The 13,286-nt window shown below is 71.3% G+C and carries 15 protein-coding genes and 1 other RNA gene; 11 read left to right on the forward strand and 5 right to left on the reverse strand.

The annotated features are described in order from the left end of the window. The first annotated feature begins 113 nt into the window (after positions 1-113). Genes BLR02_RS12000 through BLR02_RS12010 form a run of 3 tightly spaced genes read left to right on the forward strand, consistent with a single transcriptional unit; the run spans position 114 to position 2,259 of the window. On the forward strand, positions 114-1,022 hold the full coding sequence (locus tag BLR02_RS12000; protein WP_090564027.1) for a sulfite exporter TauE/SafE family protein: 909 nt from the start codon (positions 114-116) through the stop codon (positions 1,020-1,022). Beyond that, on the forward strand, positions 1,019-1,759 hold the full coding sequence (locus BLR02_RS12005; RefSeq protein ID WP_176849530.1) for a TIGR02186 family protein: 741 nt from the start codon (positions 1,019-1,021) through the stop codon (positions 1,757-1,759). Before BLR02_RS12000 ends, BLR02_RS12005 begins: the two co-directional genes overlap by 4 nt. Beyond that, positions 1,759-2,259 carry a universal stress protein gene (locus tag BLR02_RS12010; protein WP_090564023.1) on the forward strand — a complete coding sequence of 167 codons (501 nt, stop codon included), beginning with the start codon at positions 1,759-1,761 and terminating at the stop codon, positions 2,257-2,259. The genes BLR02_RS12005 and BLR02_RS12010 overlap by 1 nt, the downstream gene beginning before the upstream one ends. A 20-nt stretch (positions 2,260-2,279) precedes the next feature. Here BLR02_RS12010 and BLR02_RS12015 read toward each other — a convergent pair whose 3' ends face one another. Genes BLR02_RS12015 through nudC form a run of 3 tightly spaced genes read right to left on the reverse strand, consistent with a single transcriptional unit; the run spans position 2,280 to position 4,224 of the window. Beyond that, complete coding sequence (locus BLR02_RS12015; RefSeq protein ID WP_176849531.1) at positions 2,280-2,945, reverse strand: phosphorylase family protein; 666 nt, start codon at positions 2,943-2,945, stop codon at positions 2,280-2,282. 56 nt (positions 2,946-3,001) lie between these two features. Further along, complete coding sequence (locus BLR02_RS12020) at positions 3,002-3,295, reverse strand: hypothetical protein (RefSeq protein ID WP_090564019.1); 294 nt, start codon at positions 3,293-3,295, stop codon at positions 3,002-3,004. Next, entirely contained in the window at positions 3,292-4,224 is a 933-nt protein-coding gene (gene nudC / locus BLR02_RS12025) for an NAD(+) diphosphatase (RefSeq protein WP_090564152.1), read from the reverse strand. The genes BLR02_RS12020 and nudC overlap by 4 nt, the downstream gene beginning before the upstream one ends. An 89-nt stretch (positions 4,225-4,313) precedes the next feature. Between nudC and BLR02_RS12030 the strand changes: the two genes are divergently transcribed. From BLR02_RS12030 to BLR02_RS12065, 8 genes are all read left to right on the forward strand, one after another. Continuing rightward, positions 4,314-5,144: an AraC family transcriptional regulator gene (locus BLR02_RS12030; RefSeq protein ID WP_090663341.1), complete on the forward strand. Its 831-nt coding sequence runs from the start codon at positions 4,314-4,316 to the stop codon at positions 5,142-5,144. A gap of 32 nt (positions 5,145-5,176) precedes the next feature. Beyond that, a complete protein-coding gene (locus BLR02_RS12035) occupies positions 5,177-5,587 on the forward strand; it encodes a DUF2000 domain-containing protein (RefSeq protein ID WP_090663343.1) in 411 nt (136 codons plus the stop codon). Between the two features lie 129 nt (positions 5,588-5,716). Next, positions 5,717-5,815, forward strand: an RNA gene (ffs, locus tag BLR02_RS12040) — signal recognition particle sRNA small type. 47 nt (positions 5,816-5,862) lie between these two features. Continuing rightward, positions 5,863-7,749 (forward strand): DNA polymerase III subunit gamma/tau, encoded by a 1,887-nt coding sequence (locus BLR02_RS12045; RefSeq protein WP_090663346.1) that lies wholly within the window; start codon positions 5,863-5,865, stop codon positions 7,747-7,749. Between the two features lie 9 nt (positions 7,750-7,758). Beyond that, on the forward strand, positions 7,759-8,094 hold the full coding sequence (locus BLR02_RS12050) for a YbaB/EbfC family nucleoid-associated protein (RefSeq protein ID WP_090663348.1): 336 nt from the start codon (positions 7,759-7,761) through the stop codon (positions 8,092-8,094). Between the two features lies 1 nt (position 8,095). Then, positions 8,096-8,707: a recombination mediator RecR gene (gene recR, locus BLR02_RS12055; protein ID WP_090564008.1), complete on the forward strand. Its 612-nt coding sequence runs from the start codon at positions 8,096-8,098 to the stop codon at positions 8,705-8,707. Positions 8,708-8,807: 100 nt separating this feature from the next. Continuing rightward, on the forward strand, positions 8,808-10,781 hold the full coding sequence (locus tag BLR02_RS12060; RefSeq protein ID WP_090663352.1) for a hypothetical protein: 1,974 nt from the start codon (positions 8,808-8,810) through the stop codon (positions 10,779-10,781). 32 nt (positions 10,782-10,813) lie between these two features. Continuing rightward, positions 10,814-11,869, forward strand: coding sequence for a WcbI family polysaccharide biosynthesis putative acetyltransferase (locus BLR02_RS12065; protein WP_090663354.1), 1,056 nt, complete (start codon positions 10,814-10,816; stop codon positions 11,867-11,869). A gap of 12 nt (positions 11,870-11,881) precedes the next feature. On the opposite strand, the gene BLR02_RS12070 is transcribed toward BLR02_RS12065, so the two are convergent. Together BLR02_RS12070 and BLR02_RS12075 are read right to left on the reverse strand one after the other, a co-directional pair. Then, positions 11,882-12,859, reverse strand: a complete 978-nt coding sequence (locus BLR02_RS12070; RefSeq protein ID WP_176849532.1) for a class I SAM-dependent methyltransferase — start codon at positions 12,857-12,859, stop codon at positions 11,882-11,884. A gap of 197 nt (positions 12,860-13,056) precedes the next feature. Continuing rightward, positions 13,057-13,236, reverse strand: coding sequence for a CsbD family protein (locus BLR02_RS12075; RefSeq protein ID WP_090564000.1), 180 nt, complete (start codon positions 13,234-13,236; stop codon positions 13,057-13,059). Positions 13,237-13,286 lie beyond the last annotated feature (50 nt).

Below are 13,286 nucleotides of genomic sequence, written 5' to 3' on the forward strand. Positions count from 1 at the left end.
GACTCCCCCGGCAAGTTCGCACCAAACCGGTCACGGACTTACCGTTTGTGCCTTGCTCCCGCCACAGGCCCGGTCCAAACCCGGGCCATTCCTCCCCTGGTTCGGAACTAGCGATGCAGGTCTACCTGCCGATCGCCGAGATGTCGGTGGATGCCTTCCTGCTGGTCGGCATTGGTTTTGGCGTTGGCTGGCTATCCGGCCTGTTCGGCGTGGGGGGCGGCTTCCTGCTGACCCCCCTGCTCATCCTCATCGGCATTCCCTCGCCCGTCGCGGTCGCCTCGGGTGCCAACCAGACGCTGGGTGCCTCGGTGTCCGGCCTCATCGCGCAATGGCGACGGGGCAATGTGGATGCCAAGATGGGCGGCGTGCTGCTGGTCGGCGGCGTGCTCGGCTCGCTGGGCGGAGTGCAGCTCTTCGCCCTGCTGCGGCGGGTCGGGCAGGTCGATCTCGCCGTTTCGCTCTTCTACGTCGTCGTGCTGGGGACGGTCGGCGGGCTGATGGTGATGGAGAGCCTGCGCGCCATCCTCCGCCGCCGCACCGCCACCAAGCGCAAGCTGCACGAGCATTTCTGGATGCATGGCCTGCCGCTGAAGATGCGGTTCCGCCGGTCCCGCCTCTATATCTCCATCATCCCGCCCTTTGTGGTCGGCTTCGGCATCGGCGTGCTCTCGGCGGTGATGGGCGTCGGCGGCGGCTTCATGCTCGTCCCCGCCATGATCTACCTGCTCGGGATGCCGACCTCGGTGGTGATCGGCACCTCGCTGTTCCAGGTGGTCTTCGTCGCAGCGAATGTGACGATGCTGCAGGCGGTGCAGCTCGGCACGGTCGATATCCTGCTGACCATGCTGCTGCTGCTGGGCGGCGTCGCGGGCGCGCAATTCGGCGCCGCCATGGGGACGCGGCTGCGCGGCGAGGAGACGCGGGCGCTGCTTGGCCTCTTGGTGCTCTCGGTCGCGCTCAGCCTGCTCTGGGGGCTGCTGCGGCGGCCGGAGAACCTGTTCAGCAGCGGGCCGGCGCTGTGATCCGGCTGCTGCTGCTGCTGGCCCTGGCCTGGCCGGGCCGGGCCCCGGCGCAGGAGGTGCCGCTGGTCGCCGCCCTGTCGCAGAATGCCGTCGAGGTGACGACGGGCTTCACCGGCACCTCGCTGATGGTCTTCGGCAGTACCGAAGGGCCGATCGGGCCAGGGGGCGACGAGGTGCTGATCCTCGCCCGCGGCCCGACCCGGCCGGTGGTGGTGCGGCGCAAGGTCCCGGTCGCCGGGGTGATCTGGGTGAACGGCCCCTCCGCCCGCTTCGCCGAGGTGCCGGGCTTCTATTTCCTTGGCGGTACCCGCCCGGCCTGGCAGGTGCTGCCGGAGGAGGAGCGGCAGCGCAACCGCCTCGGCCTCGACAGCCTGCCGCTGACCAGCACCGGGGCGCGCTCGCCCGGCTTCCGCGCCGCGCTGCTCGCCCTCGAGAGCAGCAGCGGTCTCTGGCAGGAGGATACGGCGCCGATCGAGATCGCCGGCAGCCGGCTGTTCCATGCGCGGCTGCCGCTGCCGGCCTCGGTGCCGACCGGAGATTACCAGGTGGAGGTGCTGCTGGTGCGCTCCCGCCAGATCGTTGCCCGGCAGCAGCTCGCCTTCCGGGTGGACCGGGTGGGCACCGCCGACCGCATCGCCACCGTCGCGGAGGACCAGCCTTTCCTCTACGGTCTTGCCTGTATCCTTAGCGCGGCGCTGGCCGGCTGGCTCGGCAGCGTCCTGTTCCGGAGGGGCTGATGGGTGAGACGCGGGAGCAGCAGGAGGCCGCGAGCAAGCGCGACCGGGTGTTCCTGGTGGTGGTGGATGACAGCCCGGAGCGGGCGGTCGCCCTCCGCTATGCCTGCCTGCGTGCCCGCAATGGCGGCGGGCGGCTGGCCTTGCTGCGGGTGATCGAGCCCGAGGGGCTCACCGAATGGGCCGGGGTCGGCGCCATGATGGCCGAGGAACGCCGGGAGGAGGCGGAGCGGCTGCTCTCCGGCCTCGCCGCGCAGGTGAACGAGATCACCGGCGGCCTGCCCATCCTGCTGATCCGCGAGGGCAATCCGCGGGACGAGTTGCTGGCGCTGCTGGAGGAGGACCCGCGGATCTCCATCCTCGTGCTCGCCTCCTCGGGCGAGGGCAGCGGGCCGGGGCCGCTGATCAACGCGCTGACCGGGCGCTATGCGACGCGCGTCCGGGTTCCGATGACGATCGTGCCCGGCAATCTCGAGGATGCGGAGATGGAGCGGGTCACCTGAGGCGCAGCCCGGCCCGGTAGTCAGCCCGTGACGGTGTCGCCCATCAGGCCCGCCCGTTCCACCGCGCTGCCGAGCGCCTCGAGCGCCGCCCGGCTGCGGCGGGCGACCACCAGCAGCGCCGGCAGCTCCCGCGGCTGGCGCAGCAGGGCAAGGGCGACGCGGCCGGCGGCGGGCCGCCCATCCACGGTGAGGCCCACGGCGGCAGAACGTGGCAGCACCTCCTCCGCCGTGTCGGCAACGGCGCGCAGGGCGGCGAAGGGCAGCCGGCGGGCGGTGGCGAAGGCGGCCGCCGCCTCGGTTTCCAGGTCGACGATCAGGGCGCCGGTCGCGGCGCGCAGCAGGCGCTTGTTGGCCGGCTCCCCCACCACGGCGCTGGCGCCGGCCACCATGCCGAGCCGCGCCCCGCAACGCCGGGCAAGCCGCGCCGACCACACGGGATCCGAGGCATAGGCGCCGCCCGGCCCCCGTACCCGCGTGGCCACCACGAGATCCCCGGTGATGAGCGAAGGATCGAGCCCGCCGGCGATGCCGAAGCTGAGCACGGCGGCGATGCCATCAGGCTGGTCCTGCAGGAGCCGGCGCAGCCGGGCCGGATCGCCGCCGCTGACCACGACGCGCATCCCCCTCGGCAGCAGGGCCGCTTCCGATTGCATGCCGACGACGGCGAGGATGGAAGGGGCGCTCATGCTGCGGTGCAGTATAGACGGGCGTGGTGCCCCTTGCACACCCCATGCCGCGGGCATTACCGTGGCTGCACGGCCTCCACCCCGCCCGGCAGGGCCAGGCCACGGGCGCGCAGGCAATCCCGATAGGCGCGGAGGAGCAGGATCCGCTCCTCGCGGTCCAGCCGGTTCTCGTTTTCCGTGTTGCCCGGCAGGCGCTGGCGGTTGAGGGCGGTGACGGCCGGGGAGAGCCGGGCCTCCTCCCGGCAGGCGCGTTGCTCCGGGGTTTCCGGCTCGCCCGGCGGGGCGCCGCCGCCGAAGAAGCCGCAGGCGCCAAGGGGCAGCAGCAAAGCAAGGGCCGCAGCCCGCCTCATGCCGCCTGCTCCGCCAGCCAGTCCTCGATCAGCCGGCGGGCGATGCTGTCGCCGCGCGGCAGGGCAAAGCCATGCGCCTGCGGGTTGCGCATCTCCTCCACGGTGAACCAGCGGGCGTCGCGCAGCTCCTCTGGGTCGATGGTGATGGTGTCCGAGAGGCCCTCGGCATGGAAGCCGAGCATGATGGAGGAGGGGAAGGGCCAGGGCTGGGAGGAGTGGTAGTGGACGGCGCCGACCTCGATGCCGGCTTCCTCCATCACCTCGCGCCGCACCGCCTCCTCCAGCGTCTCGCCCGGCTCCACGAAGCCGGCGAGGGTCGAGTACATGACGTTGTTCGGGAAGCGGGTGGAATGGCCGAGCAGGCAGCGCCCCTCCCGCACCACCAGCATGATGACGGCCGGGTCCGTGCGGGGAAAATGCTGGGTCCCGCAATTGGTGCAGGCCATGGCATGGCCGGCCGAGCGCGGCTCGCAACCGGCGCCGCAGACACCGCAGAAGCGATGCTTGGTGCGCCAGTGCATCAGCCCGCGGGCATGGGCGAGGATGCTGGCCTCGCCCGGCGGCAGCAGGCCGGCGACGGTGCGGAGATCGGCGAAGGCGCCCATCCCCTCCGGCAGCAGCGGCAGCGGGTCATCGGCCTGGGAGCAATCCACGGCGAAGACCGGGCGGCCCTCCCAGAAGCCGAGGAAGGCCCAGGGACCGCCCGTCATGCGCACGGCCTCGGCCGCGGCACCGGTGAGCAGCACCGCCTCCGGCGCCCCCTCCGGCACGCCCTTCATCAGGCTTCGGCTGCGCCAGACCGGGACGAAGAGCGTCTCCGCATCGGCCAGGGCGGCCTCGATGAAGGCGGCATCCTCGCGGCGGTTTGCGGCGCGGTCGAGGGGGCTGCCGGAATAGGCGTTGGGGCGGCTGGCGGGAATGGAGAGCATGCAGGGCGACGGTGCCATGCGGGGGGCGCGGCGGCAACGGGCCTCCATTCCATCGGCGCAGGACAGGCGGCTAGGATCGGCCCATCGCCATGACGCCGCCCGACCGCATCCGCCTGATCCATGACGCCCCGAGCGGGGTGGAGGCCATCGAGGCCCGTTTCGCCGCCCATGCCTATGACCTGCACCGGCATGACGACTGGCTGGTCGGCGTCACCGAGAGCGGGGTGCAGGATTTCCTCTGCCGTGGCGCGCGGCGGCGGAGCACGCCGGGCCGCGTCATCCTGATCGAGCCGGAGGAGGCGCATGACGGCCAGGCCGGGGCGGAGGGTGGCTTCGCCTACCGCATGCTCTACCTGCCGCGCGCCTGGCTGCGGGCCGGGCTGCCGGGCGAGGATCCCGGCTTCGCCGCCAGCCTCTGCGACGACCCGCCGCTGGCGCGCGCGATCGGCGCCGCCTGCCGCGCCCTCGCCCAGCCTTCGGAGCGGCTGCTGCGGGATGCGGCGCTGGATGCCGTGCTGCACCGGCTGCGGCCCCATCTCGGCCGGCCGTGGCGCGCGCCGCCGCCACGCGATGCCCGCGTCGCCCGCCTCGCGCGGGAGCGGCTGCGGGACGACCCGGCGCGGGACCCCGGTGCCGACGCCCTGGCGCAGGAGGCCGGCGCGGCGGACCGCTTCCAGCTCGCCCGCGCCTTCCGCGCCGCCTATGGCACCTCGCCCCATGCCTACCTGATCCAGATCCGCCTGCTGCGGGCGCGCCGGCTGCTCACGGCCGGGATGCGGCCGGCGGCGGTGGCGGCGGACTGCGGCTTCGCCGACCAGAGCCATCTCGGCCGCCGCTTCCGCCGCGCCTATGGGCTGACGCCGGCGGCCTACCGCGCCCTCTGCACGGGCGTTCCAGACAGCGGCGCCGCCCCGGCGTGACATGCCGGCCTCCGCGACATGGCAGGGGCAGCATGCAGTTCGAGACGAAGGTGGCGATCCTGGTGCTGGAGGACCTGGTGGTCTGGCAGAAGCTCAACGTCACCGCCTTTCTGGCGACCGGCATCGCGGCGGCGGCGCCGGAGGCCATGGGCGAGCCCTACGAGGATGCCGCGGGCCGCCAGCATGCCCGGCTGCTCGGCCAGCCCATGCTGATCTTCGCCGCCGGGGGCGAGGTGCTGCGCCGCGCCTGGCGCCAGGGCATCGAGCGCGGGTTGACGCGGGCCGTCTATGTCCGGGCCATGTTCGGGACCGGGCATGACGCCGCCAACCGTGCCGCCTTCCTCGCCGAGCCGGCGGAGGCGCCGGACCTCGTCGGCCTCGCCCTGCGCGGGCCGCGGCGGGAGGTGGACAAGGCGACCAAGGGCGCCTCGCTCCACCCCTGACCTTGCGGGCCCTGACTTTGCGGGCCCTGACCCCACGGGCTGCTGTCCGATGGGGCGCCGGAGCACCGGTGCCCGGGTGTCTCGGCACCGGGTTGTACGAAGCCCCCCGTGCCATGATATGGTGCCCTCGGAAGGTCGGTGGTGGACGGGCTCCCCGCCAACCCGGTCAGGTCCGGAAGGAAGCAGCCGTAACGGGTTCTCGCCTGGGTCGCTTGCCGGCCTTCCACCCTCTCCCCCGGCCCGGCGGGCCAGATGCACGGGATGCCGCCGCGCCGATGTCCTCATCCCTGTCCGGCACCGAAGACCGGCCGCCCGAGGAGGGCCTGCCCGAGCCGCCGGCCGAGGGCCCCGGCCTCTTCGGCGAGGCCCCGCCCCTGCCGCCCGCCCCCGCCGCGCCGACACCGGCCGCGCCGGCAGCGGCCCCGGCGGATGCGCCCTACCGGGTGCTGGCCCGCAAGTACCGTCCGAGCAATTTCGAGCAGCTGATCGGCCAGGACGCGCTGGTGCGGACCCTGCGCAACGCCTTCGCGCAGGACCGCATCGCCCATGCCTACCTGCTGACCGGCGTGCGCGGCGTCGGCAAGACCACCACGGCGCGGATCATCGCCCGCGCGCTGAACTGCGTCGGCCCCGACGGCCGTGGCGGGCCGACGCCCGAGCCCTGCGGCGTCTGCCCGGAATGCCGGGCGATCCTCGCCGACCGCCACCCGGATGTGCAGGAGCTCGACGCCGCTTCCAACAACGGCATCGACGATGTGCGGGAGCTGCGCGAGCGGCTGCGCTACCGCCCGGCCCAGGGGCGCTTCAAGGTCATCATCCTGGACGAGGTCCACATGCTGTCCACGGCGGCGTTCAACGCGCTGCTGAAGACGCTGGAGGAGCCGCCGGCCCAGGTGAAATTCATGCTGGCGACGACGGAGCTGCGGAAGGTCCCGGCCACCATCCTCTCCCGCTGCCAGACCTTCCACCTGAAGCGCGTGCCCCAGGCCGAGCTGCGGGCGCATTTCGAGCGCATCGCCGGGCTCGAGCATGTGAGGGTGGAGGCGGAGGCGCTGGCGATGCTGGCCCGCGCCGCCGATGGCTCGGTGCGGGACGGGCTTTCGCTGCTCGACCAGGCGATCGCGCTCGGCGGGCCGGAGGGGCAGGTCACCGCCGAGGCGGTACGGGACATGCTCGGCCTCGCCGACCGCGCCATGGTGCTCGAGCTGATGGAGGCGCTGATGGCGGGCCGGACCGCCGAGGCCCTCACCCTGCTCGACCGCGCGCATGAGCGGGGCGCCGACCCGGCCGTGGTGCTGCAGGACCTGCTGGAGCTCACCCATACGCTGACCCGCCTGCGCAGCGTGCCCGGGCTGAAGGATGACCCCTCGCTGACCGAGGGCGAGCGGACCCGTGGCGCGGCGCTGGCCGAGACGCTCTCCGTCCCCGTGCTCGGCCGCGCCTGGCAGATGCTGCTGAAGGGCCTCGGGGAGGTGAACGAGGCGCCGGACCGCCGCGCGGCGACGGAGATGGTGCTGATCCGCCTCGCCCATGTCGCCGAGTTGCCGACGCCGGGCGACCTGGTGCGGCGGCTGACCGAGGGCGGCGCGGTGGCGGCCAATGCGCCCCGCCCGGCCCCGCCCGGCAATGGCGGCGGCATGCGGGCGGTGGCCAATGGCGCGCCGGTGCTGGCCGATGCGGTTGCCGCCCCTGCCCTGGCCCAGCCGCAGAGCTGGCGCGAGGTGGTGGCGCTTGCCTCGGGCCGGAAGCCGATGCTGCATGCGCATCTGCTGCACAGCGTGCATCCCGTGCGGGTGACGCCGGGGCGGATCGAGATGCGGGTGCAGGCGGGAGCGCCGCGCGACCTCGCCGCCGAGCTCGGCACGCTGCTGGGCGAGCTCACCGGGCAGCGCTGGACCATCGCCCTCTCCAATGCCGAAGGCGAGCCGACGCTCGCCCAGCAGGGCCGTGTCGCCGAGGCGGAGCGCCGCAGCCTGGCGCAGAGCCACCCGCTGGTGCAGGCGGTGCTGGCCGCCTTTCCCGGTACGGTGATCGAGGCGGTGCGCGATGCCGGGACCGACGCCTATGGCCTCGCCCTCGCCCCCGCCGCGGCGGAGGCCGACAACGAAGGCGAACCGCCGGATTTCGACGATGTTCCACCCCCCGATGACGACAGAGAATAGGGCAGCGCCATGAAGAATCTCGGCAACATGCTGAAGCAGGCCCAGCAGATGCAGTCCCGCATGGCGGAGATGCAGGCCAAGCTGGACGCCACCACCGTGGAGGGCGTCGCGGGCGCCGGCATGGTCGCGGTGACGCTGACCGGCAAGGGCGACCTCAAGCGCGTCTCGATCGACCCGAGCCTGATGGCGGCCGATGAGCGCGAGGTGCTGGAGGACCTGCTGGTCGCAGCCCATGCCGATGCCAAGCAGAAGGTCGAGGCCATGATGGCCGAGGAGATGCAGAAGGCCACGGCCGGGCTGAACCTGCCGGGCGGCCTCCCGGGCGGGTTGAAGCTGCCCTTCTGAGATGAGCGGGGAGCGGCCCGTCGACCCGATCGAGCAATTGGTCGGGCTGCTGGCGAAGCTTCCCGGCCTCGGCCGGCGGAGCGCCAGGCGGGCGGCGCTGAGGATGCTGATGCAGCCGGAGCGGGTGATGCTGCCGCTCGCCGGTGCCTTGCAGGCCGCCGCGGCCGCGGTGCAGCCCTGCCGCGTCTGCGGCAATCTCGATGCGCGCAACCCCTGTGGCATCTGCCGCGACCCGCAGCGGGACCATGGGCTGATCTGCGTGGTGGAGGGCGTCTCGGAGCTCTGGGCGCTGGAGCGGGCGCATGCGCATCGCGGCCTCTACCATGTGCTCGGCGGCACGCTCTCGGCGCTCGGCGGCGTCGGGCCGGACGATCTGGCGGTGCAGCCGCTGCTGGCCCGCATCGATGGGGCGGAGCCGAAGGTGGAGGAAGTCATCCTTGCCCTGCCGGCCACGGTCGATGGCGCGACCACGGCGCATTACCTCTCCGATCGGCTGGCCGGTAGTGGCGTGCGCGTCACCCGCCTGGCGCAAGGTGTGCCGATGGGGGGCGCACTCGATGTACTGGATGAGGGTACCCTGGCGGCGGCATTGAAGGCGCGGCGGAGTTTCTGACGCCTTGTCTTGGAACCGGCCGAATCGTTTCGACGGCGCTGGATTTGGTTACAGGAAAGTTCAATTGACAAGAACGTGAGCTTATCGTTCAAGTCAAGGGATGCGTCTCCTCCCCAGCGACCCGCTGCCCTATGCCGAATTCATCGTCAAACGGCTGATGCAGCCGCTATCGCCTGACGGGCGCATGGGCCTCGCCGTCACCGAGACCGAATTCCCGATCCTCGGCGACCGCTGGTTCTGGGCGGACGACAACGCCAAGATCCTCGAGTTCCTTGCCCTGCCGGCGGTGTGGCGGCAGTATCCGGAAGCGGTGGCGCAGGCCTTCGGCTTTCTGGCCTCGCTCTGCGAGGGGCCTTTCATCTTCCGCCGCACCGGTCATGCCCGGCTGGAGCAGACCCAGCGCGATGGTGGCCGCGCCAGGTTCACCCATACCTTCCTGCATGTGGAATGTGACCTGCCGGCCGGCAGCGTCACCATCGGCACCCGCTTCCATGACGGGCGCGATGCGCGCAACGTCATCCTCACCGGCAACTACGTCCATTTCGTCCATGACGGCAGCTTCTTCAGCCTGGACGTCGAGGATGCGATCGATGGCTGGGACATCGAGCAGAACGAGCGCGAGGCGCGGCTCAGCCATCGCAGCGAGCTGACCTTCCTGCACCAGGGGCGGCGGCTGCGGCTCGGCCGGCTCACCTACACCTATCGCATCGAGGCGGCCTCGATGATGGTCGATGCCGAGGCGGCGCTGGAGCTCGACCCCGGCATCGCCGTCTCCGACGTGGTGCTCACCATCGGCCAGGATGGGATGAGCCACGGCGAGAACAACGTGCATTACGGCACGGTCTTCGCCGATGTGCCGGGCCGCGGGCCGGTGCGGATGGATGCCGCGGCGCCCGGCCATACCAGCATCGGGGCGCCCGGCTGCGGCTACTGGTCCGTCGTGCAGCGCGACGAGATGCGCGGCTTCGCCCTGGCCGCCCATACCATGCCGCGCGACCCGGGGCGCATGGCGAGCATCGAGGCGATGGTGGCGAGCCCGAACCGCCTCCACTGGGTCGTCTCGCAGCACCGCTTCCCCGGGCAGTGGCGCGGCGAGCGGCTGGTGGCGGCTGAGCGCAAGCTCATCACCGGCGGCGGCTTCTACGACCGGGTCGCGGATTGCAGCCTGATGTTCCGCACCCGCGCGATGGCCGAGGCCTCCTATGGCCAGCCGCTCGATCTTTCGATCTCCTATGACTACGGGGCGGAGATGGCGGCCTTCGCCCGCTGCTTCCGCGGCGCCGGCGCGCCGGACATGCCGCGTGCGGCGCAGCTGCTGCGGGACCAGAGCCGCGCGCTCTACGACCATTTCCACGCCGTCTATGCCGAGAACCTGCTCTCGGCGCACCGTACCGATACGTCGGCCATCTTTTCCCGGCCGCTCGCCTTCGTGGTGATGAGCCTCGTCGACATGTGGAGGGCGACCGGGGAGGAGCGCTACCGGACCGCCCTGCGCGAGACGGTGGCGATCCTGCTGGAATTCGAGAAGCCCTTCCAGGGCATCACCGGCCAGCCGGAATCGGGCTTCGTGATGGGGCTGCGCACCGCGGCGGCGCCCTTCGTCGACTGCCATGCCGCAGCGATCCTGGCGCTGATCCGGGCACTGCCGGTGCTCGGCGATACCGGCCTCGCCGCCAGCGTCGACCGTGCCTTGCGCTCCTTCCAGGTGCTCACCATGGATATCGAGGCGGTCCGCCCGCAGAAGTCGGACCTCGTCATCGTCGACTTCCCGCATCCGGATGGCAGCGGGGCACGCCTGCCCTGCCATACCTTCTGGAATTTCTGCGCCGGGCTCAGCCACCGCGCCTTCAAGGCGCTGCGGGCCTCGCCGCACCCCGCATTGCAGGGCGTGCTGGCGGAGCACGACTTCCGCCTGAGCACCTTCGAGGCGCTGATCCGGCACCAATTCGTCAAATCCATCCGCGAGGCGGACGGGCTGCTCGAGATCCGCACCTGCGCCATGGCGGCCGAGAGCAATTCCGAGACCCAGCCCTGGGTGGCGCTCAGCCTGGTGGCCGATTCGGGCGACGACTGACGCCGGCGGCGGGCACGAAGGACGGCAGGGGCATGAGGGCGTTCTTTTCCGCCGAGGAGTTCGTGGAAGCCCTCTACGAGGGCATCCTCGGCCGCGAGGCCGATGCGGAGGGGCTGTCCCACCATGCGGCCGAGCTGCGCCGCCGGGGACCGCTCCATTCCATCCGCGCCCTGCTCGGCAGCGAGGAGTTCCGCCACGCGCTGGGGCTCGACCGGCAGCAGCAGCTGACCATCCTCGGCAATTGCAACGCGCCGGTCCTCGCCGAATGCCTGCGCGCCGGCAGCAATGCCTGGGTGCGCTGGGTCGCCGACGTCAACCACCGCGGCAAGCCCGCATTCCTCGCCGCTCTCGCCGCGATCGACGCACTGCAGGCTGGCAGCGTCATCTCCGTCCCCTTCGGGGAGGACCACCCGGACCTGTCCACGGCGCGCATCAAGGCGCTCTACGGCGATCGGTTCTTCCTGATGACCAACATCCACTTCACCGGGCTGCACCCCGACCTGACCTATTTCGGCGGCTTCGGCGGCCGGGTCCACAGCCCCATCGGCGAGTACAACAGCCGCATCGTCCTCAGCTGCTACCTGCGCGGCATGAGCCGGCAGGACTGCCTCAGGCAATTCAACGGCAGGACCTACGAGAAGCTCGGCTATTTCAGCGCCTGGGAGGACTCGGCGGAGGAATTGCGGCGGCGCGACCGGCCGATGGACATCACCTTCGCCGACGCCTTCCTCGAGATGACGCGGCACGAGCAGACGCTCTACTCGATCAACCACCCGACCAGCATCGCCTTGGTGACGCAGGCCGAGAGCATCGCCCGGAAATTCGGCCTTGCCGCGCGCTTCTCGGTGGACAGTTTCTACAACCCACTCGTCGAGGAAGCTCGCTGGCCGATCTACCCGGAGATCCGGGAGGCGCACCGTCTGCCTTACGAAACGGAGTTCCGCTTCCGCGGCAAGCCCACTGCAGGGCCCAGCATGGATCTCGCGGATTTCATTGCGGCTTCATATAATTGTTACGACGCCTACGGGCACGAGGCGCTGCGCCAGAAAGCCCGGCGCAACGACGACTTCATCGACCGCGATTTCTGAGGCGGCCTCGCTTCAGACCTTCTCGAAGACGAAAGTATTCGACAGGCAGTCGGCGCGCGGCGCGATCACCCAGGTGTCCTCGCGCATCTCGAGCAGCCGGCAGCGGTGGCGCTCGGCCAGGTCCAGCACCGCGCGTTGCGGCACCATGTGCATCTCCACCGCCGGCCCGTCCGCCTGCGCCAGGTAGTCGGCGGTGCGGAAGGCGTACCACTCGTAATGGGTGGGCACCTGGAAGATGGTGATGCCGCCCGGTGCCAGGCCGCGGAACATCCCGTCGAGGATGTGCAGGATCACCGGCGGCGGGTTGTGCTGCAGCACGATCCGCGAGAACCACAGGTCGTAGTCCTGCTCCGGGTGCAGGTGGTCTGCCGTCACCTGGCGGAAAATGATGTTCTCTATATCGAGCTGGCGACGACGCTCCTCCGCCAGGCGGAGATGCGCCCGCGAGATGTCGAGGCCGACGACCTGCCGGAAGGTGCCGGCGAGAAGCATGCTGAGCCGGCCGACGCCGCAGCCATACTCGACGATACGGGTGAAATCCCCAGGCGCCCGGCCGATCCGCGCCAGGATGCCGAGGATGATCCGCAGGTCGATGCCGGCGGAGGCGTAGAAGGCCTCGCGCGTCTCCGCGATGCGCTCGGGGGCGAACTCATCGCTGCTGACGACGGACCAGTGCGGCGCGGTCTCGCCGATCGCCTCCCACCGGCCGGCGACGAGGTTGAGCAGCCGGGCCAGCGTCGCGGCGTCGGCCTGCGTCTCGACCGGCCGCGGCGCCACGTCGAGCGGCAGGGTCGCCGCGAGGGGCGTCACGGCCTGGGTGGCCGAACGGCCAAGCTGTTCGCTCAATTCCCGGGAGTGGAGGAAGGTGTCGCGCAGGCTGGCCAGGGAAGCATGACCCTGCCGATGCTGCTCGATCACCGCCTCGCTCTCCGGCTCCCGTCCGAGGATGTAGCGGTAGGCCAGCACCACCTGTTCACGGTCCAGCGCCATGATGGCCTTTCCCCAACACCCGTTCAGCCAGGATCGCGGCACGGGGTCAGGGGGCAGCATACCGGCTGCCATGCCATTCCCACGCGGCACTCCATCGCGAAGCCGTTATGCCGCGAGGGGCAAGAATGGGCAAGGCAAAGACAAAAGGCTCCCCGAAGGGAGCCTCCTGCCATCGTCACGACCTGATCGGCTTGTCCTCAGTCGGTGGCGTCGCGGACCTTGTCCTTGGCGCCGCCAACGGCGTTCTGCACCTTGCCCTCGGCCTTGTCGGTCTTGCCCTCGGCCTGCAGGGCGGCATCACCGGTCACCTTGCCGGCGGCGTCCTTCACGGCACCCTTGACCTGCTTGCCGATGCCTTCGATGCGATCCTTATCCATGGCATTTTCTCCTTGGCCGGCCGCGAGGCGCGACGGCTTCGGGGACAGGA

Source organism: Belnapia rosea (assembly GCF_900101615.1).
In the GTDB taxonomy this organism is placed as follows: domain Bacteria; phylum Pseudomonadota; class Alphaproteobacteria; order Acetobacterales; family Acetobacteraceae; genus Belnapia; species Belnapia rosea.

Bases quoted from the DNA above. Each gene is read 5' to 3' on its own strand.
- BLR02_RS12045 (WP_090663346.1), top strand. From the start codon at position 5,863: ATGTCCTCATCCCTGTCCGGCACCGAAGACCGGCCGCCCGAGGAGGGC.
- BLR02_RS12050 (WP_090663348.1), top strand. From the start codon at position 7,759: ATGAAGAATCTCGGCAACATGCTGAAGCAGGCCCAGCAGATGCAGTCC.
- BLR02_RS12020 (WP_090564019.1), bottom strand. From the start codon at position 3,295: ATGAGGCGGGCTGCGGCCCTTGCTTTGCTGCTGCCCCTTGGCGCCTGC.
- BLR02_RS12065 (WP_090663354.1), top strand. From the start codon at position 10,814: ATGAGGGCGTTCTTTTCCGCCGAGGAGTTCGTGGAAGCCCTCTACGAG.
- BLR02_RS12030 (WP_090663341.1), top strand. From the start codon at position 4,314: ATGACGCCGCCCGACCGCATCCGCCTGATCCATGACGCCCCGAGCGGG.
- BLR02_RS12060 (WP_090663352.1), top strand. From the start codon at position 8,808: ATGCGTCTCCTCCCCAGCGACCCGCTGCCCTATGCCGAATTCATCGTC.
- BLR02_RS12015 (WP_176849531.1), bottom strand. From the start codon at position 2,945: ATGAGCGCCCCTTCCATCCTCGCCGTCGTCGGCATGCAATCGGAAGCG.
- BLR02_RS12070 (WP_176849532.1), bottom strand. From the start codon at position 12,859: ATGGCGCTGGACCGTGAACAGGTGGTGCTGGCCTACCGCTACATCCTC.
- BLR02_RS12035 (WP_090663343.1), top strand. From the start codon at position 5,177: ATGCAGTTCGAGACGAAGGTGGCGATCCTGGTGCTGGAGGACCTGGTG.
- BLR02_RS12075 (WP_090564000.1), bottom strand. From the start codon at position 13,236: ATGGATAAGGATCGCATCGAAGGCATCGGCAAGCAGGTCAAGGGTGCC.
- BLR02_RS12000 (WP_090564027.1), top strand. From the start codon at position 114: ATGCAGGTCTACCTGCCGATCGCCGAGATGTCGGTGGATGCCTTCCTG.
- recR (WP_090564008.1), top strand. From the start codon at position 8,096: ATGAGCGGGGAGCGGCCCGTCGACCCGATCGAGCAATTGGTCGGGCTG.
- nudC (WP_090564152.1), bottom strand. From the start codon at position 4,224: ATGCTCTCCATTCCCGCCAGCCGCCCCAACGCCTATTCCGGCAGCCCC.
- BLR02_RS12010 (WP_090564023.1), top strand. From the start codon at position 1,759: ATGGGTGAGACGCGGGAGCAGCAGGAGGCCGCGAGCAAGCGCGACCGG.